The organism is Pelagicoccus albus (assembly GCF_014230145.1).
Classification (GTDB): Bacteria; Verrucomicrobiota; Verrucomicrobiia; order Opitutales; family Opitutaceae; genus Pelagicoccus; species Pelagicoccus albus.
The window spans coordinates 229,604-252,611 of record NZ_JACHVC010000008.1; the positions used below are offsets into that span (position 1 = coordinate 229,604).

A 23,008-nucleotide genomic window follows, 5' to 3' on the forward strand; every position below is an offset into this window, starting at 1 on the left:
GAAGTAATCGTTAGGAAGGTGGCGCGACCGAGTAAACCAAGATTGATCGACGGAGTGCCTCAACCGATTCTCTACTTGCCCAGTGGCTGGACTGAAAAGCACCCCGAGGCAGCGGAAGTTGCCATCGAGGACTTTGAAGTGCAGCGTTTGGTGGATGGACATGGCCACACTTTGCAGGATGCGGCTGCTAAGGTGGGTGTATCCAAAAGCACAGCGGGGAGGATGCTGCAGCGGAGCAGACGACTAATCGCGATTTCCATCGAACGGCGTCTCCCTTTCTTTCTGGATGCTAGCGAAGACCTCGAGTTGCAAGTGCAGCCGACAGCAACTGTTGATCATTCTGATACTGGGGGATTTCCTGTTTTGGCAGTGGCCGTTACTAAGGCGGAAAGGGATGTGGAAGTGGCTCGTATTTTTGGGCGGGCTGCCTTTTTTGCCATTTTCCGTAATTGGGATTCTGAACCTGAGTTTATGGAAAACAGAGCCTCGCTAGCTCCCCGAAACGCCGCCCGCGACACGATCCGTATGTTGTCGGAACAAGGAGTAGGTTGTGTGGTTGCCGGACGCTTTGGTTCGGAAGCGATCGAGCTTTTGGGTGAGGTGAAAATCGAGGCTGTAGTGGCTTCAGGAATACGGCTGGATCAAGCCCTAGACTTGGCGAAATTTGCTACTCGTTGAATTTACTATGAATAACTGTGAAACTACACTTGGCACACGACTCGTGATGCCAGTCATCGAAAACAACGGCCTAGAGTCACTCATCTCCGAGCACTTTGGACAGGCTCCCGGTTTTTTGGCTATCGATTGTGATGGGCAGAATCCCGTATATCTCGACGCGCAAGAAGCGCGAGGTCCGAGCGAATGCGCCCCTATTGACGCTTTAGCTAGGAGCGGCGCTAAATACGTGCTCTGCAAGGGTATGGGAAAAGGGGCCCTCAAGCGGTGTTTGCATGCGTCGCTGCAGGTGATGCAAGCGAAAGGAAATACGGTTGCAGAAGTTCTGGAGGCTGTTCGAGAAGAGGGTTGGGCTGATTTTCCTGATTCTGCGATTTGTGATCATGGCGGAGATCATCACCATCATCATGCGGGGCAGGGAGGCAGATGCGGTTGAGGGAGGGTTGCAAGCTTGCCAGCCTGCTCGATCTCAATCGATTGAGGAAGGAAGGGCACGGAGACTGTATTGCCTGTATCCATCCAGACTTACGCCTTGAATTTTCGCTCGAAGGTCCGGATCGCTTGAGGGCTTCCGTCGATTTCAAGGAATCGATGACAAGCTACGGTCAAATGGTGCACAGCGGTGTCCAGTCGTTTGTAATGCAAGAGGCTATGATTTGCGCGTTGCTTGCCTGTGGCATCTATGCGACCCCGATTTACTCAAAGACCAGTTATCTGAAACCGGTGAGGTCCGAGCCGAGCGCTTATATTTACGTATCGATCAAATCCGAACCGGACACTCTGCTAAAGGCGGAGGCTGAGCTTTGGCAGGGAGGCAAGGTCTGTTCGATTGCTAAGTCGGGCTTTTTGGAGCTTAGCCCGGAAGACCTTTAACTATCGGTAAACGACAAGTGCCTCCCTTGCGGGAGGCACTTTTTTGAATTTTCTGTCGTATTAGATTTGTGGAGACCGGTCTTTGCCAAGGCTGTTCTTGATCCGGCTGAATATTGATCCGAGCCCGACACCTCTATTTTTAGAGTCGTTTGCGTAGGATTTCTGGTCGTCGTAAAACTCTGGGTAGTAGATCTTCGCTTTCTTTTTGCTGATGCCGTTCACGACCGCTCCAAAAATCGGTTTACCTAGTTTGCTAAGCTTGCTGATGGATTTTTGGGCGTTGTCCATTTTGGGGATGCCAAAGCCGATAACGATTAGCTGTCCATCCGCGTGTTGGGAGACATTGCGGGCATCGCCGTAGAGATGGGTGGGAGGCGTATCTATCACGATTCGATCGTAGCGATTTCGCAGCTCTGCCATTAGCGACTCGAATCGCTCTGATTCGAATAGTCGGTATGGATGGGCGTTGGGGGCTCCGGCTGGCATGACGTCACAGTCAAGAGTGGGGCTTTTGTAGATGCTGTCCTCAATGTTTGCGCTTCGGTCCTGCAGGTAATGAACCAGACCGCTGCGAGCGTGCTCAAGTACGGCGGCCTGATTGCTGCGGAGGTCGCAATTTAGCAGAAGGGTTTTGTCTCCGTAGCGCTCGAAGGCGGCGGCGATGGAGGAGGCCACGTATGATTTGCCTTCTCCGTGGGAGGTGGAGGTTACGAGGATCGACTTGGCGTCGCTTGTCGATTGGTCCAAGCGGATGGAGTCGATGATGTTGTTTAGGTTTTCGCTCACGCGTGGGTCGCGTGAGTTTTCCCTCACCATCTTGTGCAAGTTGGAGTCTGCGTTTTCGGCGACACTTAGCATGCCGATGATGGGTTGACCGAGTCGACGCTCGATGTCGGAACGGCACTTTACTCGGTTGTCAAGAAAGACTAGGACTATGAGAACGAAGGTGCCGCTTACGCCGCCGGCCATAAAGGCGAGGAGAGCTCCGGTCCGGAGGTTGGGTTGGGCGAGTTCGCGCGGCACGCGAGCTTCGTCGACGATACGTATGCGAGAGGTTTGTCCGCGGTTTTGGGCTTCGATTTCCTGGATACGGCTAAAGAACTGGAGGTAGAGCCGCTTGTTGACCTCCAGGTCCCGCATTTTGGAATCGTAGGTTGCCTGCATGCCTTGCAGATCGAGGATCTGCTGTTTCTTTTGGTTCACCTTGGCGAGGGAGGCGTGGTAGTTGCGCTCACCTTGGCGGAGCTCGGCCTTTAGCATCTCCACTTGTGTATCCATGGCGTTGGCGAGTTCCGTTTCGGCGGCCTGCAGACTCTCCGAAGCTTGGATCATCTTAGGGTGGAATTCGCGGTAGCGCTGTTCCAATTCCGCCATTTGTATCCGCAAATTCGATATGGTGGCCACCAGTTCACGAATATTTGGGTTGTCGGTAAGGAAGGATAATTCCAGCAAGGATTCGCCGCGTTCCGTTTTCCGCTCCACCATTGACCACTTGGCGTAGAGGCGGTCGAGCGCTTCTTTGGCATTGGTGGCGTTAGCGTTCAGGATGCTGATTTCCTGACGGTCGATGTCTAGTCCCTGATCGAAGGAAATCGTTTTTTGGCTATTCTTGAAGGCGTGAATATCGCGTTCAAGGTTCTCCACTTTCAGGCGTTGGATTTCTGCTTGATCTCGCAGTTCAACAATAGCGCGATCCATAATCTCGGAGCGGCGCTCTGAGTGGGCGGCCGATATCTCCTCGTGGAAGAAATTCGCCACGCGGGCGGCAACTTCAGGATCCTGGTGTAAGTACTCAATAACTACGACCAAGCTAAGGCGTGAAGGAATGACGTTTCGATGCTCCTCCACGATAGACATTATTCCCTCCAGGGTTTTCTCGCCTTCGGGTATTTCGTAGGGGGCTATGAAGTCATCGTAGATTTCGGCTTCGATGCGGGATGCGATACGAGCAAGAATCTGATCGCTCTCGTAGAAACCGACCTCCGTGTTGAGGTCTTCGCTTGTCTCCAAGGTCTCTTCCGTTACTTCCGCGAACTGGAGTTGCTTTTCCTCCTGTCGGAGGAGCTGGATAGTAGTCTCGGCTTTATATAGAGGGTCGAGCGAGGCGATTACGGCGAGGACTATGCTTGCGACTGAGATTGCCACCACGAGAAATATCCACATTCGCTCGCGGGCGGCTGCGTAATATTTGCTCAGGTCTATTCCGCGGCTTGACGGCGTCGGGTTGAAATCCGTCTTGGGAAATTCTGAATTGCTAGAGGGTTTCATGAGGAAAGTTGGATTTCTTTGTGTATTAAAAGAGTTTCTCTGGGACGATTACTTCGTCTCCATCTTTCAGATAGCTTTGGCTCAGTTCTGGATAGCGATCGAGTTGAGAGAGATCTATCGTCTGTGTGCTTGAGCTTCCATCACGGTCGAAGCGGCGGAGCTCGACCTTTCGCTCGTTGCCGCTTGGCGTTATGTCTCCTGCCGCGGTAATCACATCGATGAGGGTGAAATTCTCCTCTGGCGGTATGAGGACGAAACCAGGCTTGTTCACTTCGCCGCGGACGCGAACTCTCCGCTGGGCATACTCCTTGATGTTGAGTGCGATCTGCGGGCGTACAAGATACTTGCTGTCATAGGCGGTGTAGAGCTCCTTGCGAAGTTCCGGCAGGCTCTTCCCGGCAACCTGCACTTCGCCAACGAGGGGAAGCTGGATGGTGCCGTCGATTGACACGCGGACTTCCGTTTTCATATCCGGCTCCTGCAGTATGGACATCTGCAGTGTATCGCCGGGAGACAACTGATAGTTGGCTTTCGTGTCTTCTCGTCCTTTCAGGGGAGCGATGCAAGCTACTGCGAAAGCCAAGGTGGCGATCGTTTTGCAGGTGTTGGAAAAGTGTTTACTGAGAGCTTTAAGCGTCATCATAGGAAATAGTTGAACCGATCTATGGCCGAATGAGTATTTATATCAGTTGTCGGTGTATCTTTCTGGATGCTAATATAGTCTGTTTCCCCGCTTCATTGCGGTTAATATAAATCAAATACAAGCGCGAAAGCTTATAAGGACTGCTTGAATGTGGAATTCAGGGTAAAACCCTACAAACTCCCTTGAGTAATTTTTCTCAGCCAGAACCTTTTCTTCTCAGTAATTTCGAAAAAGGGTTCCGATCAGAGGGGTTGAGCGTATCTTTTCAGCGTGCATAGCATTTTCGATGCTAGTGTGAATTACTTATTACGTACGTAGTTCTTTTAGGGGCAGAATTGCCTGGCAATGTCCGATTAAGATCCGGCGGGGAAATCGATGGATTCATGGTTTGTACGTTGTAAGTCATTAAAAAGGAGTGGATTATAGGGGGATAGCTTAGGTGGCACTACCCCCTTAGGCTGGAGGTTGTTGAGAGAATTCGGGGAATCCACTAAATAGGGTGCCTGCCTCATTTTAATTTTCGAAGCGGCTTGCTTTGGCCAGTGTTTCTTTGCTTTAAGGGTGGTGTGTCAAAAATTCGTCAAACGCGAATTTCTATTTCTAATCCTATCATTCCGTGCTTCGAGGCGCTCGGTTCCCGCTTTTCCTAGTTTCGCTAATGCGTTTCAGCCCGAGTGGGGGCGAGTTACTGAACAAGTACTATACAACCTATTGTTTCCTGACTCGACTGATGACCCGTTCTAAAAGCACTTTATATAATCGGACTTGCACCAGCTATTCCGTGCTTCTGTTTCTGGGCGATCTAGCAACTGTGGCGCTTAGTCTCTATCTCGGTTACTTTTTGCGTTTTACTGTATTTGCTACCTTTAGGCCGGTTGCGGAGTTCCCTAGCTTTGGGGAATACAAATTGCATGTTTTGCTGGCAGTTTTCGTCTACGCCCTGATCGCTCACAACCAGCGGCTTTATCGCTGGTCCGTGGTCGTCTCTCGTTCTCGTTCCTTGGCGCAAGTCTTTCGCGTAGCAGCCCTCTGGGCTTTTGCCGTAGTGGGAACTTCTTTGATGATGGGACTTAGCCCTGATCTATCACGATTCTACATGGTTTGCTCGATGGCTTGCCTCGTCGTGATGCTTTCCTTTTGGCGCTTGTTCATGCACGCGGTGTTGCACCACTCCCGTCTCTTCGCTGGGGTAGAAAAGAGCATCGCATTGGTTGGTACGGGGGAGATGGCCTCGAACTTTGCGGAAAGCATCAAAAGTGGCCGAGCGGGGCTGCACCAGTTTGCCGGATTTGTGACCACGGGTCCAAGACCGGAAGGGCGAATGAAATCAAGCGATGTTCTTGGGGAGCTAGATGACTTGGAAGCTTTGATGGGCTCGGGGCGATTCGAGAGCGTGGTTGTCTGCGACGAGACTATTTCCAACTCCAAACTTCTGGAGATTGCCAAGCTTTGCGAACGAAACTTTGTGGATTTCAAGACGGTACCACGAACGTTCGAAGTATTCAGCAGTTGCTTACAGGTCGTTTCCATGGGGAACCTAAGAGTCATGAGCCTCTCCGATGTCCCGCAGAACCGTTTCGTGAATCGGGCCATCAAGCGCAGCTTCGATTTTGTGGGGGCTTGTTTCGGGCTCATGCTCTCCTTGCCGCTCTATGCTGTTCTCATCCCCTTAGTCAAACGAGAGAGCCCCGGTCCTGTATTCTACAAGCAGGTACGCTCTGGCCTGGGAGGAAAGCCTTTTGAAATCTACAAGATTCGTTCCATGCGCCAGGATGCCGAGTCGGGCGGCCAAGTAGGCTGGAGCACTGAAGTCGACCCGCGGCGCACTAAAATCGGCACCTTCATGCGAAAGTGGAACTTGGATGAAATTCCGCAGTTCTGGAACGTCTTGAAGGGGGATATGAGCCTCGTGGGGCCAAGGCCGGAGCGCCCCGAGCTGATCCAAGGATTTTTGGAGGAAATACCTTACTATCAAAGCCGCCACAGCGTGAAGCCAGGCATGACGGGTTGGGCGCAGGTCAATGGCTTGCGTGGTGACACCAGCATTTCCGAGCGGATTCGCTATGACTTGCAGTACATTGAGAGCTGGTCAGTCTGGATGGACCTATCAATCCAGTTCCGCACTATCTTCAATTACAAAGGGGCTTGTTAGGTCTTGAGCTTCAGCATGAGCAACAGTGGAGATCCAGGTCTCCTGACCGAGAATGGAAGGGCCGTATCCGCGGAATCGGATTCGGGGTTCCTGCGACTCGTAATCGGGTTGTGGTGCTCGGTGCTTGGCGTACTCTCGTTTTTGCTCATTCCTAGCGTTCAAGGAACGGTGCCAGCCTACATGCTGGCCTTTGCCTCGGTGCCTGTATGTCTGCTTGTCTTTTACGAAAACAACTCGGGCCAGCTGGGGGCCTACTTGCGAGACTGGGGCTTGCTAGCCGTCTTTTGGTTTTTCTTTTTCGCGGCCAGCCAATTATCCTACTTCATCAATGGCTCCGGAATCATCACCGGCTTCGAATATATAAGCGGTGGATCGAGCATGTTGTTTCGCACCTCGTCTATCACCCAATCGGCTTACCTTTTGGCCTGTTTCGCGACTTTCACTTTTTTTCGGCACTGGGACATGAAAGATCTCAGCTCGCTGTTTTTCTTGGCCGCTTGGGTAGTCGCAATTTACGGAATCTACGAGTGGCTCTTTTATCTGATAACCGGAACGACCGGAGATTTCTTGGTGAATCGTGTTTTTGAGGGGGTCGAAGGAGACCACACCGCTAGCTGGTCGCAGAGCGTCAGCGTAGCGGGGCTTGATCTGCTTCGGGTAAAATCGACTTTGGGCGAACCTTCGTTTTTCTCCGCGGTAGCGGTGCCATTTCTCTTCGCCGCCTATTTGTCGCGGCGTTGGTACCTGGCCATGGCTTTGCTTTTCTGCGTAATCTTCACTTGGTCGACTTCTGCCTTCGCCGGAGTTGGAGTTGGGCTTCTGCTTTTGGTTGTGGTGGGCGGTCAGCAACGAGCCATTTCTATTACGCTTCTCGCGCTGGCAGCTTTCGCCATGCTTTGCATTATTGTCTTTTTGCCGGACCTATTCAGAAGCATGGTTACGGACAAGCTCACCGGGTTGAACGAGAGTGGCGCTATCCGTATGGATATTGACGAGCTACGAACCAAGGGGCTCGCTGAGCTTCCGCTTTGGAACCACATCTTCGGGATCGGTTATGGCTACGTATACGGCTCGGTCTGGAGCGCTACGGTGCAGAACATTGGCTGGCTTGGCAGCGCCTGTTTCCTGGCCTTTTTTGGAGTCCCGTTTGTTTACTGCTATATTCGCGGACTCTTCTCAGTCTGGGGCTTTGGATGTTTAATCATCTTGGTGCTTTATATCGTCAATGTCGCGGAGCTCTACCTGCCGACGACATGGGCATTTTTGGGGCTTGCTTGGCGCCATTACGACGCGGCCCGTTTTGAAGCCGCGGAGGAAACCGAATAATGATCACTATTGTAGTTGGGAACTATAACAACGAGCGGTACATCGCCGAGACTATCGACAGCGTGCTACCTCTCGCCAAACGGGGAGTGGAAATCGTGGTCGTCGACGACGGTTCTACAGATCGTTCGCGTGAAATCCTGAAAGGATACGAAGACGAGATTAAGGTTGTCTTGAAGGAAAATGGCGGGCAACTCAGCGCCTATAGAGCGGGCTTCTGCGCCTCTACCAAGGATTGGATACTTTTTCTCGATGGGGACGACGCCCTGGATCTGGAAAAGTTGGTAGAACAATTTTCTCTCCTCAAAGAAGGTGTATCCAAACTCCAGTACTGTTTGCGTGTCATCGATGGAAATGGTGAAGTGAAAGAGGGGCGTGTCCCCTCGATGCGAATGGGTTGCATGGACGAGAAGCGATCTCTGGAGTTGTATGGCGAATACGCGTCTCCCCCCGGCAGTGGAGCCATCTATTCCCGCGCGTTTATCGCTGAGGTCATTGAGCCACTGAGCCGCTACAATAAGATCGTGGCCGCAGCGGACGCCCTCCTGTATTCCCTCGCTCCCTACTACGGCAAGGTCGTTTCTGTGGATGAGGAAGTTGGCTTTTACCGGAAGCATAGCGCCGGAGCCTGCGGTTGGGTCGAATCGACCAACCCGAAAGAAATCCTCAAGGATGCCCGGCGCCAGTACTTTAACGAAAAGCGTTTTGTGTGGAACCGTAACCAGGCGTGCCGCAAAGCGGCCAAGGAATTAGGGATCGATTTCCGGGTGGCTCGCTCCCGGATGGTTAGCGAGTTGAAAGTATTGGCCGCATTGAGCGGAGTTCGTGGCTATCGCCACTATCGAAGAATTCTTGGAAGAATGGTTTTTGTGGCTCTCAAGTGTCCCGGCTACTCCTTAAAGATCCGAATGCAGAGTGTGGTCTGGAGCTCGTTATTCGCCTTTCCGTTCGGGAATCGCTACAAGCTTTTCCTCGGATCCAAAGTGTTTCGGTAGGCTAGGAGGATTGCGTTCGGAGGAGATGGATCTCTGTCTAAAGTCTGTTGAGTAATACCCGCTAAGGTCCGCTTCGTTTGCGGCTAAGGCATTCCTTGTTCTGCGACGCAGAGGCCCGAAAAGAGTTGGTATATTCACCCTAGTTCTAATGATGGCTAGTAGACGACAGTGTAGCTCTGTTGCCCCTTTGATTTAAATGAAAGTATTCGTGGTAATTTGTTCGGTTAACCGTCCGCCTGTTTTGCACAGGACGGTAGAGGCTCTTGGAAATCAGGAGCTGCGGGCCGATCGTGTCGTGGTAAGCGTTGGTAAGGAATCCGACGCCCTTGATGCTACCCGCGAACTCGAAGGAGTCGAAGTCTACTGTAGTCCAAGGCTCGGCTCATCGAGCCAGAGAAACTATGGCTTGGAGATCTTATCGGACCTAGACGACGCGGTCGTCGTCTTTTTGGATGACGACGTTGTCCTAGAGTCCCGCTATCTGCTGAAGGTGAAGCAGTTGTTTCAAGCCTCGCCTGAGCTCATGGGGATGTCGGCGGAGGTTTTAGTGAACGGAAACGTAAGCTGGGAAGAAGGTATCAGCGCTCTCCAGGAGTCGGGTGTCGTGGACCAACGTCCTGCTGCGGTTCGCTCCAGTGGCAAGGACTGGATCTGTCACGGATGCAATATGGCCTTTCGTGGCAGTATCCTAAAAGTGGAACAATTTGACGAAAATCTGCCGCTTTATTCCTATGCTGAGGATTATGACATTTCTATCCGAGTGGCCAAGCACGGTGTAGTTGGGAAGGTAGACAGCGGTTTGGGAGCAGTGCATCTCGAGTATCGCGAGGGTCGCGTCTCTGAGTTCCGTCGAGGATACAGCATCGTAGCCAATAACCTTTATTTTCTACGCAAGGGCGTATGTCACATTCCACTCTGGAAAGGCTACCTCCGCTTTGCCGCTGTGATTGTATTCAAGGAATCGCTTCTGGATCTTTTGGCCCACTTAAGAAAGGGTGCTCAGCAAGCAGACTATTGGGGACGCTTCAAAGGTAGACTTGCCGCAATGGGGGATATCCTGTTGTGCCGATCTCATCCCAAGCGCGTATTGGAATTGGGGGTACATCGATGATCGCCGTTAACATGCGTTCCGCGATGGGAGCTCTCACCGGTGTACAACGCTATGCTATCGAGGTCTTCAAGCGTCTTGATAAGGAGAGCTGCCGTTCAGTTGCTCCAGCGGAGATCTTAGGCTCGATGAAAGGACATCTCTGGGAGCAATGCACCTTGCCCAAGGAAGTGTCGAATAGCTCTTTGCTCTGGTCTCCAGGCAATGTAGGCCCGCTACGGGTACGTAATCAGGTGGTCACCATTCATGACGCTACCACTTTCGACCATCCCGAGTGGTTCGATCGCAAGTTTTCGCTTTGGTATCGTTTCCTTCTGCCGCGCTTGGCCAAGCGTGTAAAAGGGATCATTACTGTTTCGGAAGACAGCAAGCGTCGTTTGGCAGGACACCTCGGAGTGTCCGCGGAAAAGATTCGGGTAATTTACAACGGTGTCTCTCCAGAGCTCAGCCCGGCTGAGCCGGATTCGATTGCTCGCTTGCGTGAAAAGCTTGGAATCAAGGGCGAGTACTTCGCATACGTCGGCTCGCTCGAGCCAAGAAAGAACCTCAAGACCCTGATTGAAGCGTGGCGCAGCGTACAGCCGCAGCTCAAAGATACCGAGCTCCTGATTGCGGGATCAGCAGGACATGTCTTTTCTGGGGAAGGGGAGTCTGAGTGTCCAGAAGGCTGCCGCTTTATCGGGCGTCTATCGGATGACGACCTTCCTGTTTTGCTTTCTGGAGCCCGGGCTTTGGCTTATCCTTCCTTGTACGAAGGATTCGGTTTGCCGCCCCTGGAAGCAATGGCTTGCGGGACTCGGGCCCTTGTATCCGATATTCCCGTACTGCGGGAGGTATGTGGAGACGAAGCGATTTATTTTAACCCTCTGGATTCGGCCTCGGTTGCCAATGCGATCTTGTCGGTAGCGGAGGAAAGTGAAGAACAACGCCGAAAGGCGATCACCTCCGGGAGGGGGCGTGCGGCGGAGTTTTCCTGGGAGAGATCCGCTCATCAACATAAGGAATTTTTTGAAGAGATGAGGGAGGTCCAAAATGGCTGATCAATCTGATATCGCACTGGCGCACCACTGGTTGACTGGAATCAGAGGAGGAGAAAAAGTGCTCGAACAGTTTTGCCGAATCTATCCGGATTCGGAGATTTCAACCCTGGTTAATGATATCGACGACTCTCCAGATTGGTTGGAGAAACGCCGTATCCGGACTTCCATGCTGCAGGTTATTCCTAGGGCTAGGAAGCTGTTCAAGGCTATGCTGCCTTTGTTCCCATTTGCGATCGGGCTTACCTTGAAGACACGAAAGGATGTGTCGCTGGTATTGTCTACTGATGCGTCCCTGATCAAGGGACTGCGCACGCCTAAGGATGCCATACACGTCTGCTACTGCCATTCGCCTCCGCGCTACCTCTGGGATATGCAGGATACTTATCTGCAGCAGAGCAGCGAGCTCGGCTTTTTTAGCCGCTGTATTTTCAAACTCATCACACCCTATCTGAAGGCTTTCGACCGACGGGCTTCCCTGCGGGTAACCCACTTTGTGGCGAACTCCAAATTTGTAGCGGAACGCATTCGCCGCTGCTATGGACGCGAGTCCAAGGTGATTTATCCGCCGGTCTCCTTCGACGAATTCCGCTACGAGGATGACAAGGATGACTTCTATCTGGTCGTGTCGGAGCTCGTTCCCTACAAGCGAATTGATATCGCCGTAGAGGCCTTCAACCGCAGCGGTAAAAAACTGGTCGTAATCGGCGACGGTTCCGAGCGAGCTCGCCTGCAGGCCATGGCTAAAGAGAATGTAACCTTTATGGGGCGGCAGCCTTTCTCGTCATTGGTTGACCACTACGCCCGAGCCAAGGCTTTCATTTTTCCAGGGATCGAAGACTTCGGGATTACTCCGCTTGAAGCGCAGGCCTCCGGAACTCCGGTTGTCGCTTTTGGAAAGGGCGGCGCCTTGGAAACTGTTATCGACGGAAAGACTGGCACCTTCTTCCACGAACAGACTTCCGAGTCGCTCAGGCAAGCTGTCCAAGACTTTGAGGCTTCCGACTCCATCCAGGCAGAAGACTGTCGGGCCAACGCCGCTCTTTTCGGTGAAGAGCGTTTTCGGGAGGAAATAGCGAGCTTCGTTCGCTTGTGTTACGCGGAAGAGTGCAAGCCGTACTTGTGCTCCAACGTGTTTCAGGAGTATTCCTTGGCACTGTGAACCGCATCCTATCATTTCTACGTCAAGCAAGCTGGATCGTGATCCAGCATTTTGCTTCTCGTGGAATTGGTGTGCTCGTTTTCTACGGGATCAGTCTCTATGTCGTGCCGGAAGATCTCGGCCTGATGGGCTTGGCGTGGATCTTTGTAGCGGTTTGTGATGCCTTGTTGGGGCTTGGAATGCCCACGGCCTTTTTGCGGAAAACCTCTGTCGACGACCTCGATAAGAACACGCTTTTTTGGGGGATGGCAGGTGCCGGCCTGGTCTGGACGGTGGTTTGTATGGGCCTTGCTCCCATAGCGGCAGCGGTGTTTGACCATAAGGTGCTGCTGCCGGTCATCTTGGTGCTCTCCTTGCGGTTTCCGTTGCGAGCCTTGGACAGCGTCCCCCTGAGCATCAACATTCGCAACCTGCAGTTCAAGCGGCTCGCTTTGCTGGAGATCGCGTGCACCAGCCTTTCGGGAGGCATCGGGATCTTTCTCGCCTACAAAGGCTTCGGCGTTTGGAGCCTCGTTATGCGCCATGTTATTCACTCTGCTATTTCGACGACCATTCTCTACGCTATGACCGATTGGCGACCCGCCCGTCAGTTTTCCAAAGTCATTCTCAAGGAATACCTTGCCTTTGGGATTCCGCTCACGCTTTCGGGCAATGTCGGCTGGCTTCTCGCCCTGCAGGTAGAGCAGGCAGTGGTCGGAGGAGTGCTAGGACCTGCGGCTCTGGGGATCTTGAACTTCGCCAAAAAGCCCCTGGACGTAGGTGGGCAGGTCATCGCTTCCGTGCGCGAGACGGTGCTGCTTCCCCTGCTGGTCAAACGCAAGCGTGAGACCGGTTCGGCCAACCGGCTCGCCTTGAGCATGTATCTGGGAGCGTCTGGTGCGGCGGTGGCTCTGGTCCTCTTCGCCGCTTACATTTTTCCCTACCAGTGGTTTACCGAGTCCCGCTGGCAGGACGCTTTTGTTCTGATGCCCATTTTTTCCGTAATCTTTGGATTTCGCATGGTGCAGCAAGTCTTCCTCGCCCATCTCACATTTCTCGGCGAGGTGAAGTTCCTCCTGCTGTCTGCCCTTTTCGAGACGGGGCTGTATTGCGGCCTGCTATTTGTCTTTACCAAGCAAGGACTGGAGCGGGTGGCGGACTGCATGTTGATCGCCGTGCTCTCAGTGGTCGCTATTTTCTTCTTCAGACTCGCTTGGCAAATTCGTTTACAGATACGTGAAAAGTTAGCGACTCTGTGGCGTGGCTTTGCCGCGAAAGCCTAGCAAGGGCAGGGTCAAGCTTGGGAAAACGCTTTGCCAAATAGATCGATAATCAGGCTCGTCCCGCTCTTATTCGGGATTCTTTTGTTGAACGCAGTCTTCGCGCAGACGGCTCGAGCGGATCTGGATGCCCTTGATTTGCCGTCTGAGGGTCAGGAGTGGAACTTGAGCTTGGGTAGCGAATATCCCGGAGCGTCGGGCAATTTGGATCTGCAGGAAGAAGACTCGGGCATGTCGCTTCTCTTGAGCGGAGACTTTACGCAGGGTGGCGCCTATGTGGCCGCGGAACTCGAATTGTCAGACCTAGCTGAAGAGTCGCTTCTGTTTTTGAAACTACAGTACCGCTCAGAGCGGGCCGCTGCCATGGCTTTGCGTCTGATTGATGAAACGGGACAAGTTTTCCAGACCTCGCTCAGCCTGGAGGCGGACTCCGGGCTCCACGAGCTCAGCTTTTCGGCCGCTTCCGAAAGTTGGGACGAATATTGGGGAGGTGCGGGAGACGGAATTTGGAGAGGCGGGATAGCCTACCTGTCATTGATCCTGCCTCATCATGCCTGGCCGGACAAAACGCCAGAGATTCGCTTCACGCAGATTCGCCTTTCCGCCACGGAAGGCACGGGCGCTGATACGTCCGTAGTGGCTTCCTATTCTTTTGACGATGAGGAAAGTGTTGTCGATTGGCAGCTCAGTTTTGCGACTTTGGCTTCCAATGCTGAAGGCTCCGGAGTCCTTCGTTTGCAACGCTCCGCATTGACCGATCAACCGGTTGCCAAGAGTCCCGCTTTTGCCATTGAAGGAAACCGACTTCAGGTGACCGCAAGCGGCTCAACCAGCCTAGGATCTCCCGACAATAGTTATCGCTTGGTCGGGGAAATCATATTTCTGAATGAAGGGCAGGGGGAGATCCAGAAACGGCTCGCCTTCGAACAATCGGGCGAAAGCGGAGTAGGTCAGCTCAGCGCTCTCCTTTCGGTACCACAAGATGCGGCCTATGCCCAGTTTCAAGCACGCATCGAGAAGGCGTCTGGCTATGTCGATATTGAACAGGTATTGATTGAGCAAATACATGAGGATGACTCCAATACGTATCGGGTCGAAGCTTGGTCTGAACGATTGGCCAATCTGTTTTATCCTGAGGAGGAACTCGCTTTCCAAGTTCAGGCAAGTAGCGGCGATGCCGACTTCGATGACCAGACTTACTTACTTTGCACGGTCGAGACCTACTGGGGCGGAAGAATCGGGCCGCTCTTCAAGCCGACGCTTTCCCGGGAAGAAAGGGTGCTTTCAGGCGAACTCGGTTTAGCGTCACTTCCACTGGAAACGGGGCGTTTCTATTCGCTGCGGGTTTCGCTAGTGAAAGCGGGGGAACTGCTTGCTAGCGAGCTCTATGGGTTTTCTATCCTGCGCGAAGCTCCCGCCAACTCGCACCCTCACGAAGCGGTACCTTTTACGGCTCGCAATTGGGATGCTCGTTTGGAGGAATACATCCGGCTGGCTTCGCGGATGGGGATTCGTGTCGTTAACCTGTGGGGAGGCTGGAACAAGGAAGCTCCCTACGAGCCCTGGCTTTCGCAAGTCGAACTGGCTCGGGAACTCGATTTGAAGTGGATTATGGGAACTCCCGCCATGGAGCTCGAGCGGGGAGATTGGGAATGGAATCGCGAAAATTTGCGAGAAGGCATGATCGCTTTTTTGCAAACCTTCGGCGAGCAGGGCGTGTTCGCGATCTCCACAGGTAACGAGCCTCATGGTAGCGAAGAGCAAATCCCTCTCTTTGTCGAAGGCTACCGTGGTATCTACGAGGGGGCGAAGTCCTTCGATCCAAATTTGGAAGTGATTGCCACTTCAGTGGGGCCGGAAGAAGCGTATTGGGAAAATGGATTTGGCGAATGGAGCGATTCCTACGATATGCACGTGTATCAAGGATATCGCGACGTGCAGGATAGCTACCGTCAGCATCTTGATTTGGCCGGACGATACGGGGTAGAGATGCCGATTCGTTCCACGGAAATCGGACTTAATAGCCAAGGAATGCCTCGCCACGTGGTGGCGGCAGAGGTGTGGAAGAGCTTAGGCACCTTCTTTGCGGAAGGCGGCCAATCTGCTGCTTGGTTTGGATTTTTGTATCCGGACTCCGACGCGACTGAGCAAGAGAGTTCCGGACTATCTCACTGCCTATTTGCCTCCCACTACAACCGCTATCATGCCAAGGTCGACGCGGTCGCCTATTATCACTTCGTAAACGGCATGGCGGGCAAGCTCTACCAGGACCGGTTCGACGACGAAGAGACCGGCGTTCACCTGATTCAGTTCTTGGACGATGCGGGCAAATCAATGATCGTGGCCTGGGGCGAATTCGGTAACAGTTCCGTGTTTCTGCCCTCGAACGAAGGGATGGCTTTGACCCTGTTGCAAGTAGACGGAGAAAAGCAGACTATCGAAGTTGGATCAGCGGGCCTAGGTCTTCGACTGCAGGAGAGCCCCATCTTGATCTTTTGCGACCAACCTTTGGAAATGCAAAATCTCGTTGGAAAGGCGCGAATACAACTAGATGAGCTTCCGGAATCGGCGTCACGAGGGGCAACGTTTTCGTGTTTCCTAACTACAGTATCGGAAGTGGTTTCGTCTATAGAGCTTGAATTCGGCGGGAGTACGCAAACGCTGCGAGCGGAAGGAGGCATCTGGCCCGACGAACTTGAGTTGCAAGTTCCTGCCGAAGAAACTGCGTCTACGCTGTGGCTCAAAGTTAAGGGCATGAGCTCGACGGGAGAGACTGTATCGGTTGATAGAATACAAATCGTTGTAGCCGATTCGGCTCAAGGGGCTGCTTTGTTTCGTCCCGGAGATCCGAGCTCCTTAAAATTCCAGTAGCCTTTCGAGCTATTTTTCTAAACGAAAACGGCGACCTGTGGGGGTCGCCGTTTCGTATGATGCCTGTGATTAGCAGAGTGTTACGCTTTCGCCTCGCTCTTTGGGGAGATCGAGACCGCTCGGCTCGGGTCGGTGGCCTGAATCGCCTCGCATAGCCCGGAGATGACGCGTTTGACATGCTCCTCAGTCATGCCGATCCAGTTGGGAAGGCCGAGGGCGGAGTTCACCAGCACTTCGGTGGTGATAAGCGGAAGTCTTGGAAATTCAGAGTAAGCTTGGAAATGATGGCATCCGCGTCTCCACCAGCGGCGGGTTTCGATGCCTTTGCTTTTGAGGATATTGACTACATCCTCCACGCGGTCGAAAGGAAGACGAACGATAGAGGTGGAGGATATCCAGTCGCCACTTCTCCAGTTCTGGAGGCCGATGTTGCCGAGGTATTTCGAGTAAAGGTCGGAAAGCTCTTGGTAGTGGGCTCGCTTGTTCTCCCAATTGTCCAATTCGGCTAGGCCTACTGCGGCGGTATATTCGCTCATCTTGGCATTCTCGCCGCGGGCGTACATTTCCTCATCGGTAAATCCGAAATTGGATAGGTCCTTGATACGCTTAATGAAGTCTTTGTTCTTACAGATGATAAGTCCGCCTTCGCCACAACCGAAAGTCTTGGTGGCGTGTAGACTTAGGATGACTGGAATTTCGGAAATTCTGAATGAATCAACTCGAGCGAAAGAGTCGAAACACGAGGCGGCGTCGACCACGATGGGCAGACCAGTGCGAGCTTGGAAAGACTCCCAATGGTCCATGTCCAGAGGTGTTCCAAACGGAGCGACTGGCACCACCGCGGAGATCTTTTCGCGAATCTGCAGCAGGCTCTCAGGATCAACGGCCCACGTATCCTCGTCTACGTCTACGAAAAAGGGGACCATATCTGCGTTGTAGACCGCTGCAGGGGTCGCTGCGAAGGTCCATGCGGGCAGGGCGCAGTAGGAACCGCGAGGTACGGACAAGGTACGCATCGCCATCACGATGCCAGAGGTCGCACTCGAAACGAGGGCTACCGTGCCTTCTTCAACGCCGAAGTGCTTCTCCAGCCTGCTTTCAAGCTGTGTAACGAGAGGTCCAAAATTTGAATACCAGCGATTCTCATCAATTTGTTCGAGGTATGGAGTAATGAGATCTGCTGTGGGGAGCAGAGGTTTCATTACCGGAATAGGACTTTCGTGCAGAGAGTAGGACATAGTTGGATTTCTACGATTAAGAGGAGGATTGTTTTACAGCGAATTTTATGCCGCGTCGGAGCCGGCGGGCGGTTTATTGCCGTCTTCGCGTTCGTAGTAGGTTCCGATCATTTGGATCTGACGGCGAGAGAGACCGTTGAGTGCGACGCCTGCAATGTGGGCGTGGCCACTGCGAATCGTGTGTAAGGTTTTCTTGATACCGATCTTGTCGCCCGCTCCTTCACGGATTAGAAAGAGAACCTCGTCGGCTACGGTGGTCAACAGCAATGCGTCCGAATATGCTCCCGCAGGAGGACTGTCCAAGAGGATGATGTCGTAGGGAAGCTTAAGCTTGGCGATCAAACGCTGGAATAGCTGGGAGAGGAAGAGGCGCGAGGTGATTTCGCTGCCGTCGCCGCCTGGAATGAAGTCCATGCCTTCGTGAGTGTTGGACTTGCAGATTGCGAGCTGGGCGCGGTCGCGTCGGGTCGAGCTGGTCTTAAACCAGTCCGCCAGGCTAAGCCCCTTTGCGGTATCGATGGCTCCGCTCTTTTCGATAGACTTGCTCAGCACGTCGCGGCGCAGGTCGCAGTCGATGACGAGGGTACGTTTGCCTGCCTTCGCAAACTCCTGGGCGAGGTTGAAAACGGTAGTACTTTTGCCTTCGTTTTCGCCATGGCTTGTAACTAGCAGAACGCGGCTGCCGCGAGAGAAGGGTCCGAGCAGAAGCTGGGTGGCGAGTCCGGATAGGGATTCGCGAGCCTGCGGATTCTTTACGGAGTGGAAGTTAAGAGCTGGGAGACGACGCTTGCGGTTGCGCAGGAAGCGATTGTAGCGGGCTGCTCCGGGCTCTTTGCTTTGGATCTGTGGAAGCGTACCCAAAATGCGGGTACCGAGTTCTTCTTCAATGTCATCCCAAATCTTAAAGCGAGTATTGCCTCCCATCAGGAAAATGGGGGTGAGGAAGAATCCCAGAGCGGCGGCGGTGAGTGGATAGCCAAAGAGCTGCTTGGACGTTGGGTAGTCGGGCTTCTCTGGTAGTATGGCAGTATCCAATACGCGGGCCGGCGCGGGTGGATTTTGTGTCGAAGCGTGGCTATTTGAGAGCCTTCCTAGAACTTCGTCGTAGGCTAACTGCTGGGCTTGGAGCTTACGCTTTAGCACGTCATACTGGGCGAGCGCTCCGGCGTTGGAAAGGGTGCGGCGTTCCAAGGTTTCGATTTCCTTGAGGAGCCCAGCTTCGACTTCCTTCGCTACGTTGTAGTCGTAGTGCAGAGCGTCGATGATTTGTTTGGCCTCATACTCCTGCAGGCGGCGGTTCTCTGCAATGGCGTCAACCAACTCGACACGTTTCGGGTGGCGGCGTTGATAGGTTTCTGACATCTCTTCCAACTCCATGCGAAGCTGTTCGCCTTCGAACTTCAGCTTGCGGACGATGGGGTTTGATTTGATGGGCTCAAAGGCGAGCAGGGCGTCGGGGCCGGCTTCTTGTGCGGCGATGCTATTTTCGATAGTACGTTCCAGCTGGAGGATATCGATCTTAGCCTTTAGCAAGGCGCTATTGGTTTGGCTCAGACGGTCGCTTACGAAATCGTCGCCACCCTCGGTTAAAGCGAGACCGGAGCTTTTGCGAAATTCGCGGAGATCCTTTTCCGCTTCCAAGAGGTTTTGACGCCGTTCGAAGGCTAGCTTTTCCAGATCCGATTTCGCACTAGTGGTCCGCTTCTCTAGCTGCTCGCGTGTATAGCTCGCATACTGTTTGGCCAACTCGTCAGCCAAGTATTTGGATACATAGGAGTAGGGATGCGAGACTTCGACTTCCAGGAGCTGGGAGTCGTTGATCTGCGTAGCAGTGATGGCCCTACGCAAAATGTTAACCCCATTTTCCGGGTTTATTTCGAGATCGGAAAAAGGCTTCATTGCCTTTTGCTTGGCCAGATCGCTCAATCCGTCCCAGAAGACTTCCAAGAAGGCACTGCTTGTGATGTGAGCGGCATGGGTGTTGATGCTAGGATAGCTGGAGTCAAACCCGCCATCGATCCAAAGGGATTGTCCAGCGGAAGAAGCGGGCTCGATGATGAGGCGTGAGCGGGCTGCAAAGAGCTCCGGTTGCAGACGAATAGCAAGCAAGGTCGTCAGACCAGCGATGGCAGCGATTCCAAGCCCTTTCCAAACGTAGGTGCGGTAAGCGTACTGAAGGTTCGAGCGTCTAGGCGTTTTTCTGGGTCGCTTTTCGCCCCGAGTCGCCTCGCTGCCTTTTCTGTAGGAGTTGCTGTTCATCGATAGAGAGAGTTACTTGAATTAGTTAACGAGGATGGTATCCCCGGGGAGCATGCGTCGGCGTTCGTCTTCAGGAGAGATACGGCCCTGCTGCAGGTCAGCTATGTTTACTTCGAAGCTCTTTTCGGCTCCGTCTACTTGGCGGCTGATCTCGACGTTCTTCTGCTTGGAAACCTTGCGGAACCCGCCGGCGCGGCTGATGACTTCGAGCAAGTCCATGGAGTCGCTTTCGGAAGTCAGTTCGATTACGCCAGGGGCGTGTACCTCGCCCACGATGGATATTTCGCGAGGAGCGTATTCAAGGATGAATACATTGATTTTCGGATCGGTGAAGAATTCCTGCTGCACGTAGAGGTTGCGCAGGTGCAGCTCGGCTTGTGGCAAGGTCAGTCCTGCCACGTTTACCGATCCGAGGAAAGGGACTTGTACGCGCCCGTACTGGTCGATGCGCTGCTTTGTATCGAGGTCTGGTTCGTTGACTACGGAAACTTCGATATAGTCGTTGTTTCTGAATTTGTAGCTATCCTTGTCGGCTGGAGTCATTTCGATTTTTGGGATCGAAGGGACTTCCAAGGATTCTGCGTAATCCGAAGGCTGATACATTTCAGTTTCAGGCACATCGACTACCGGGACTACGATCTCATCATTTGGAAAGATGTAGTTGGGATTGCTTTTCGCCTCGGGCTCAACTTCCGGAGCGGGCTCGGTTTCGCTTAGCTGATCATCATTCGAAGAGCTGTTGATGTCGGCCTTCACCCGTTCGTAGGCGACCACATAAAGACCCTCTGCTTGCTTGAAGCGGTTGAGCGACTTCGAGTAAAGCGCCTTGGCGTTGCGAAGGGATTCTTCGCGATACTCCTGTTGGCTCTTGGCTTCTGCCACGGCGAGCTTCGCCTTGGCGGAAACTTCGCGAACGCGGTCCAAGGTTTCTTCGGCCCGGGCCAGAGTCTGCTTAGCAGAGTTAACGGTTTCGCTTTGGGCGATGTAACGTTGCTCGGCGACCAAGCGCTGTCTTTCCGCATCGCGAAGAGCGACCTCGGCGGCGTTGACATCCTGGCTTGCCTTTTGGACCGATACCTTGGCGGTGCTAAGGTCGGAGGAGATGGCGTTAACCTTCTGGTTGTTGGCAGCGATCTGGCGAACGGCGCTTTCCACCGCATCGACCGCTTGGTCGAGAGAGCTTTCCTGCTGCTTCAGCTTTTGCTGGGCCTGTACCAATTGGCTGCTGGTTTCGTTGAACTTGTCGCGAGCTGCGGATACCGCGGCTACGGAAGCTCTGAACTGCGATTCCGCTTGGCTGAGGGCTGCCTGGGCATTCGGCACTGTGATCTCGGAGGCCTTCTTTTCGGCGGCGAAAGCGCTTTGCAGGGCGGAGTCCGCCTTTTGCACGTTAGCGAATGCCAACTCGCGGTCGCGGTTGCTCGAGCGAGCGAGGCTTTCGATCTCGGAAGTGCGACGCTTAGCGAAACGTAGCTCGTCGCCGGCTTTCGAATAATCTTCCTTGGACTGTGCGTAAGCGATTTCTGCGTTACGCTCCGCTTGATCGGCGTCCTTCTTGGAGGCTAGGGCGGTGTCGTACTGTTCCTTCTCGGCTGCGTAGAACTTTTGAGCGCTTGCCAAGGCCTTTGTCGATTCCTTCAGCTTTAGCTCAGCGGCGCGCACTTCGGCGCTCGCTACGGAGCGTTCCTGCTTCTTCTCCTTGATGATGGCCACGCGGCGGGTCACTTCATCCTCGGCAGCTTCCACCGCTTGGGCGGCGGCCACGAAGTTGGATTCCGCCTTGCGGTACTCCTTGATCTTTTGCTTCAAGCTCGCATCGGCGTTCTGCTTGGCAGTTTCGGCGGCGGCGACCGCTTGAGTTGCTGCTTCGAGCTGGGCTTTGGCTTGAGCAAGAGCTGCTTCGTCCGAGTTCTTGTCGCTTTGCACGCTGTCGAGGTTCGACTTTGCCCGGTTCAAATCGTTGTAGGCGTCGCGCAGCTTGCTACTAGCGTCCGATGCTTCGGAACGAGCCTGTAGCTGAGCGTCGCGAGCGTCGTCGCGGGCCTTGTCACCCTTTACGAGACTAAGCTCGGCGCTTTCCACCGCTTTTTCGGCAGCGGCGAGTTCCGCTTTCAGCTCGTTTACCTTGTTGACGTAAATCTCGAGGGTCGCTTTGCGGTTTTGCAGTTCCTTTTGGGCTGCTTCGCGGCTTTTGGTAGCCGATGCCAAAACGCTTTCTGCGTCGCGCAAGCTGGCTTGTTTATCAGCCACTACGCTTTGAGCCCGCATCTGCTTTTCTTCGGCGACTTTAAGAAGAGCAGCTTTCTGCTCTTTGTTTTGCTCCGCTCGAGCGAGATTCTGAATGGCCTGATCGCGAGAGCCTTCCGCTCGGTCGGCCGCTGACAAGAGACGCTTGTGCTCCGCTTCAGCATTTTCCAAGGCCTTCACCGCTGCGGTGTGTCTGGCTTCGGTTTCTTCAAGCTTCTTTTGCAGTTCGTCGCGATCGCTTTCGGCATTGGCGAGAGACGACTGGCGGTCTCTTTGGGCAGAACTCGCTTTGTCCAGCTCCACTTCTGCAGAGATGCGCTCCGCTTCGAGGCGGGAAAGCTCCTGCTTCAGGCTTTGCAGCCTTTCGACGGCGGCGTCTACGTCCTGGGCCCGAGCCAGCTGGTTTTCTTCCGCTGCTGCGAGGGCTGCTTTGGCTTCCTCGATCGCCTGCTTGGCCTGCTCGTAAGAGAAACTTGCCTTGGCGAATTGGGTTTTTGCCTTTTCCACTTCCAGGCCTGCCACCGCGTAGGCGGACATGGCTTCACTGATAGGAAGGGACTCTTGCCCGATGACCTCGTTTACCAGATCGATGATCTCCCGTTCTTCCACGGGATCGATGCGAGGTTTTTGGGTTTCAGGTTTTTCTTCGGCTAGGGTTTCGCTTGGAGCTTGGGATTCCGATTGGGAGCTCGCCACGAGTTGGTCGACCATTTCGGCCGAGCTGACGCCGTTGTTCGCGGAGCTCTCAGACTCTCTTGAACAACCAGTCAGCAATGCGGAGACCAAAAGGGTCGACGCTAGCAACGTCTTATTGGGAGTAATCAGTTCCCGGGCGCTGTGGGTTAATGTACGTAATACAGGCTTCATGCTTCTGCTTGTCTCACATTGGTATTTATAA

At 53.5% G+C, this 23,008-nt stretch carries 16 protein-coding genes; 11 read left to right on the top strand and 5 right to left on the bottom strand.

Annotation, left to right across the window (positions count from 1 at the left end; all coding sequences use genetic code 11):
- Nucleotides 1–18: 18 nt before the first annotated feature.
- The 3 genes from H5P27_RS09385 to H5P27_RS09395 are packed head-to-tail and all read left to right on the top strand — an operon-like array spanning nucleotide 19 to nucleotide 1,548.
- Complete coding sequence (locus tag H5P27_RS09385; protein ID WP_339382575.1) at nucleotides 19–678, top strand: NifB/NifX family molybdenum-iron cluster-binding protein; 660 nt, start codon at nucleotides 19–21, stop codon at nucleotides 676–678.
- Between the two features lie 7 nt (nucleotides 679–685).
- On the top strand, nucleotides 686–1,111 hold the full coding sequence (locus H5P27_RS09390) for a NifB/NifX family molybdenum-iron cluster-binding protein (RefSeq protein WP_185660146.1): 426 nt from the start codon (nucleotides 686–688) through the stop codon (nucleotides 1,109–1,111).
- Complete coding sequence (locus tag H5P27_RS09395; RefSeq protein WP_185660147.1) at nucleotides 1,102–1,548, top strand: PaaI family thioesterase; 447 nt, start codon at nucleotides 1,102–1,104, stop codon at nucleotides 1,546–1,548. The genes H5P27_RS09390 and H5P27_RS09395 overlap by 10 nt, the downstream gene beginning before the upstream one ends.
- Before the next feature lie 60 nt (nucleotides 1,549–1,608).
- On the opposite strand, the gene H5P27_RS09400 is transcribed toward H5P27_RS09395, so the two are convergent.
- Both H5P27_RS09400 and H5P27_RS09405 read right to left on the bottom strand, forming a co-directional pair.
- Nucleotides 1,609–3,816 carry a GumC family protein gene (locus H5P27_RS09400; protein ID WP_185660148.1) on the bottom strand — a complete coding sequence of 736 codons (2,208 nt, stop codon included), beginning with the start codon at nucleotides 3,814–3,816 and terminating at the stop codon, nucleotides 1,609–1,611.
- A gap of 25 nt (nucleotides 3,817–3,841) precedes the next feature.
- A complete protein-coding gene (locus H5P27_RS09405) occupies nucleotides 3,842–4,459 on the bottom strand; it encodes a polysaccharide biosynthesis/export family protein (RefSeq protein ID WP_185660149.1) in 618 nt (205 codons plus the stop codon).
- A 730-nt stretch (nucleotides 4,460–5,189) separates the two neighbouring features.
- Here H5P27_RS09405 and H5P27_RS09410 point away from each other — a divergent pair.
- The 8 genes from H5P27_RS09410 (at nucleotide 5,190) to H5P27_RS09445 (ending at nucleotide 16,366) form a co-directional block, all read left to right on the top strand.
- Nucleotides 5,190–6,611 (top strand): sugar transferase, encoded by a 1,422-nt coding sequence (locus H5P27_RS09410; protein ID WP_185660150.1) that lies wholly within the window; start codon nucleotides 5,190–5,192, stop codon nucleotides 6,609–6,611.
- Between the two features lie 15 nt (nucleotides 6,612–6,626).
- Complete coding sequence (locus tag H5P27_RS09415; protein ID WP_185660151.1) at nucleotides 6,627–7,937, top strand: hypothetical protein; 1,311 nt, start codon at nucleotides 6,627–6,629, stop codon at nucleotides 7,935–7,937.
- Nucleotides 7,937–8,929 (top strand): glycosyltransferase family 2 protein, encoded by a 993-nt coding sequence (locus tag H5P27_RS09420; RefSeq protein ID WP_185660152.1) that lies wholly within the window; start codon nucleotides 7,937–7,939, stop codon nucleotides 8,927–8,929. Before H5P27_RS09415 ends, H5P27_RS09420 begins: the two co-directional genes overlap by 1 nt.
- Before the next feature lie 196 nt (nucleotides 8,930–9,125).
- Nucleotides 9,126–10,040 (top strand): glycosyltransferase family 2 protein, encoded by a 915-nt coding sequence (locus H5P27_RS09425; protein WP_185660153.1) that lies wholly within the window; start codon nucleotides 9,126–9,128, stop codon nucleotides 10,038–10,040.
- A complete protein-coding gene (locus H5P27_RS09430) occupies nucleotides 10,037–11,077 on the top strand; it encodes a glycosyltransferase family 4 protein (RefSeq protein ID WP_185660154.1) in 1,041 nt (346 codons plus the stop codon). Before H5P27_RS09425 ends, H5P27_RS09430 begins: the two co-directional genes overlap by 4 nt.
- On the top strand, nucleotides 11,070–12,236 hold the full coding sequence (locus tag H5P27_RS09435) for a glycosyltransferase (RefSeq protein ID WP_185660155.1): 1,167 nt from the start codon (nucleotides 11,070–11,072) through the stop codon (nucleotides 12,234–12,236). Before H5P27_RS09430 ends, H5P27_RS09435 begins: the two co-directional genes overlap by 8 nt.
- Nucleotides 12,233–13,498: an oligosaccharide flippase family protein gene (locus H5P27_RS09440; protein WP_185660156.1), complete on the top strand. Its 1,266-nt coding sequence runs from the start codon at nucleotides 12,233–12,235 to the stop codon at nucleotides 13,496–13,498. Before H5P27_RS09435 ends, H5P27_RS09440 begins: the two co-directional genes overlap by 4 nt.
- 84 nt (nucleotides 13,499–13,582) lie before the next feature.
- The gene (locus H5P27_RS09445) at nucleotides 13,583–16,366 is read left to right on the top strand and encodes a hypothetical protein (protein WP_185660157.1); all 2,784 of its coding nucleotides are present in this window, start codon (nucleotides 13,583–13,585) and stop codon (nucleotides 16,364–16,366) included.
- Between the two features lie 80 nt (nucleotides 16,367–16,446).
- Here H5P27_RS09445 and H5P27_RS09450 read toward each other — a convergent pair whose 3' ends face one another.
- The 3 genes from H5P27_RS09450 to H5P27_RS09460 are packed head-to-tail and all read right to left on the bottom strand — an operon-like array spanning nucleotide 16,447 to nucleotide 22,977.
- Complete coding sequence (locus H5P27_RS09450; RefSeq protein WP_185660158.1) at nucleotides 16,447–17,604, bottom strand: DegT/DnrJ/EryC1/StrS family aminotransferase; 1,158 nt, start codon at nucleotides 17,602–17,604, stop codon at nucleotides 16,447–16,449.
- Nucleotides 17,605–17,649: 45 nt separating this feature from the next.
- A complete protein-coding gene (locus H5P27_RS09455; RefSeq protein ID WP_185660159.1) occupies nucleotides 17,650–19,863 on the bottom strand; it encodes a GumC family protein in 2,214 nt (737 codons plus the stop codon).
- A gap of 21 nt (nucleotides 19,864–19,884) precedes the next feature.
- The gene (locus H5P27_RS09460) at nucleotides 19,885–22,977 is read right to left on the bottom strand and encodes a polysaccharide biosynthesis/export family protein (RefSeq protein ID WP_185660160.1); all 3,093 of its coding nucleotides are present in this window, start codon (nucleotides 22,975–22,977) and stop codon (nucleotides 19,885–19,887) included.
- Nucleotides 22,978–23,008 lie beyond the last annotated feature (31 nt).

Bases quoted from the DNA above. Each gene is read 5' to 3' on its own strand.
- H5P27_RS09390 (WP_185660146.1), top strand. From the start codon at position 686: ATGAATAACTGTGAAACTACACTTGGCACACGACTCGTGATGCCAGTC.
- H5P27_RS09395 (WP_185660147.1), top strand. From the start codon at position 1,102: ATGCGGTTGAGGGAGGGTTGCAAGCTTGCCAGCCTGCTCGATCTCAAT.
- H5P27_RS09400 (WP_185660148.1), bottom strand. From the start codon at position 3,816: ATGAAACCCTCTAGCAATTCAGAATTTCCCAAGACGGATTTCAACCCG.
- H5P27_RS09405 (WP_185660149.1), bottom strand. From the start codon at position 4,459: ATGATGACGCTTAAAGCTCTCAGTAAACACTTTTCCAACACCTGCAAA.
- H5P27_RS09410 (WP_185660150.1), top strand. From the start codon at position 5,190: ATGACCCGTTCTAAAAGCACTTTATATAATCGGACTTGCACCAGCTAT.
- H5P27_RS09415 (WP_185660151.1), top strand. From the start codon at position 6,627: ATGAGCAACAGTGGAGATCCAGGTCTCCTGACCGAGAATGGAAGGGCC.
- H5P27_RS09420 (WP_185660152.1), top strand. From the start codon at position 7,937: ATGATCACTATTGTAGTTGGGAACTATAACAACGAGCGGTACATCGCC.
- H5P27_RS09425 (WP_185660153.1), top strand. From the start codon at position 9,126: ATGAAAGTATTCGTGGTAATTTGTTCGGTTAACCGTCCGCCTGTTTTG.
- H5P27_RS09430 (WP_185660154.1), top strand. From the start codon at position 10,037: ATGATCGCCGTTAACATGCGTTCCGCGATGGGAGCTCTCACCGGTGTA.
- H5P27_RS09435 (WP_185660155.1), top strand. From the start codon at position 11,070: ATGGCTGATCAATCTGATATCGCACTGGCGCACCACTGGTTGACTGGA.
- H5P27_RS09450 (WP_185660158.1), bottom strand. From the start codon at position 17,604: ATGTCCTACTCTCTGCACGAAAGTCCTATTCCGGTAATGAAACCTCTG.
- H5P27_RS09455 (WP_185660159.1), bottom strand. From the start codon at position 19,863: ATGAACAGCAACTCCTACAGAAAAGGCAGCGAGGCGACTCGGGGCGAA.
- H5P27_RS09460 (WP_185660160.1), bottom strand. From the start codon at position 22,977: ATGAAGCCTGTATTACGTACATTAACCCACAGCGCCCGGGAACTGATT.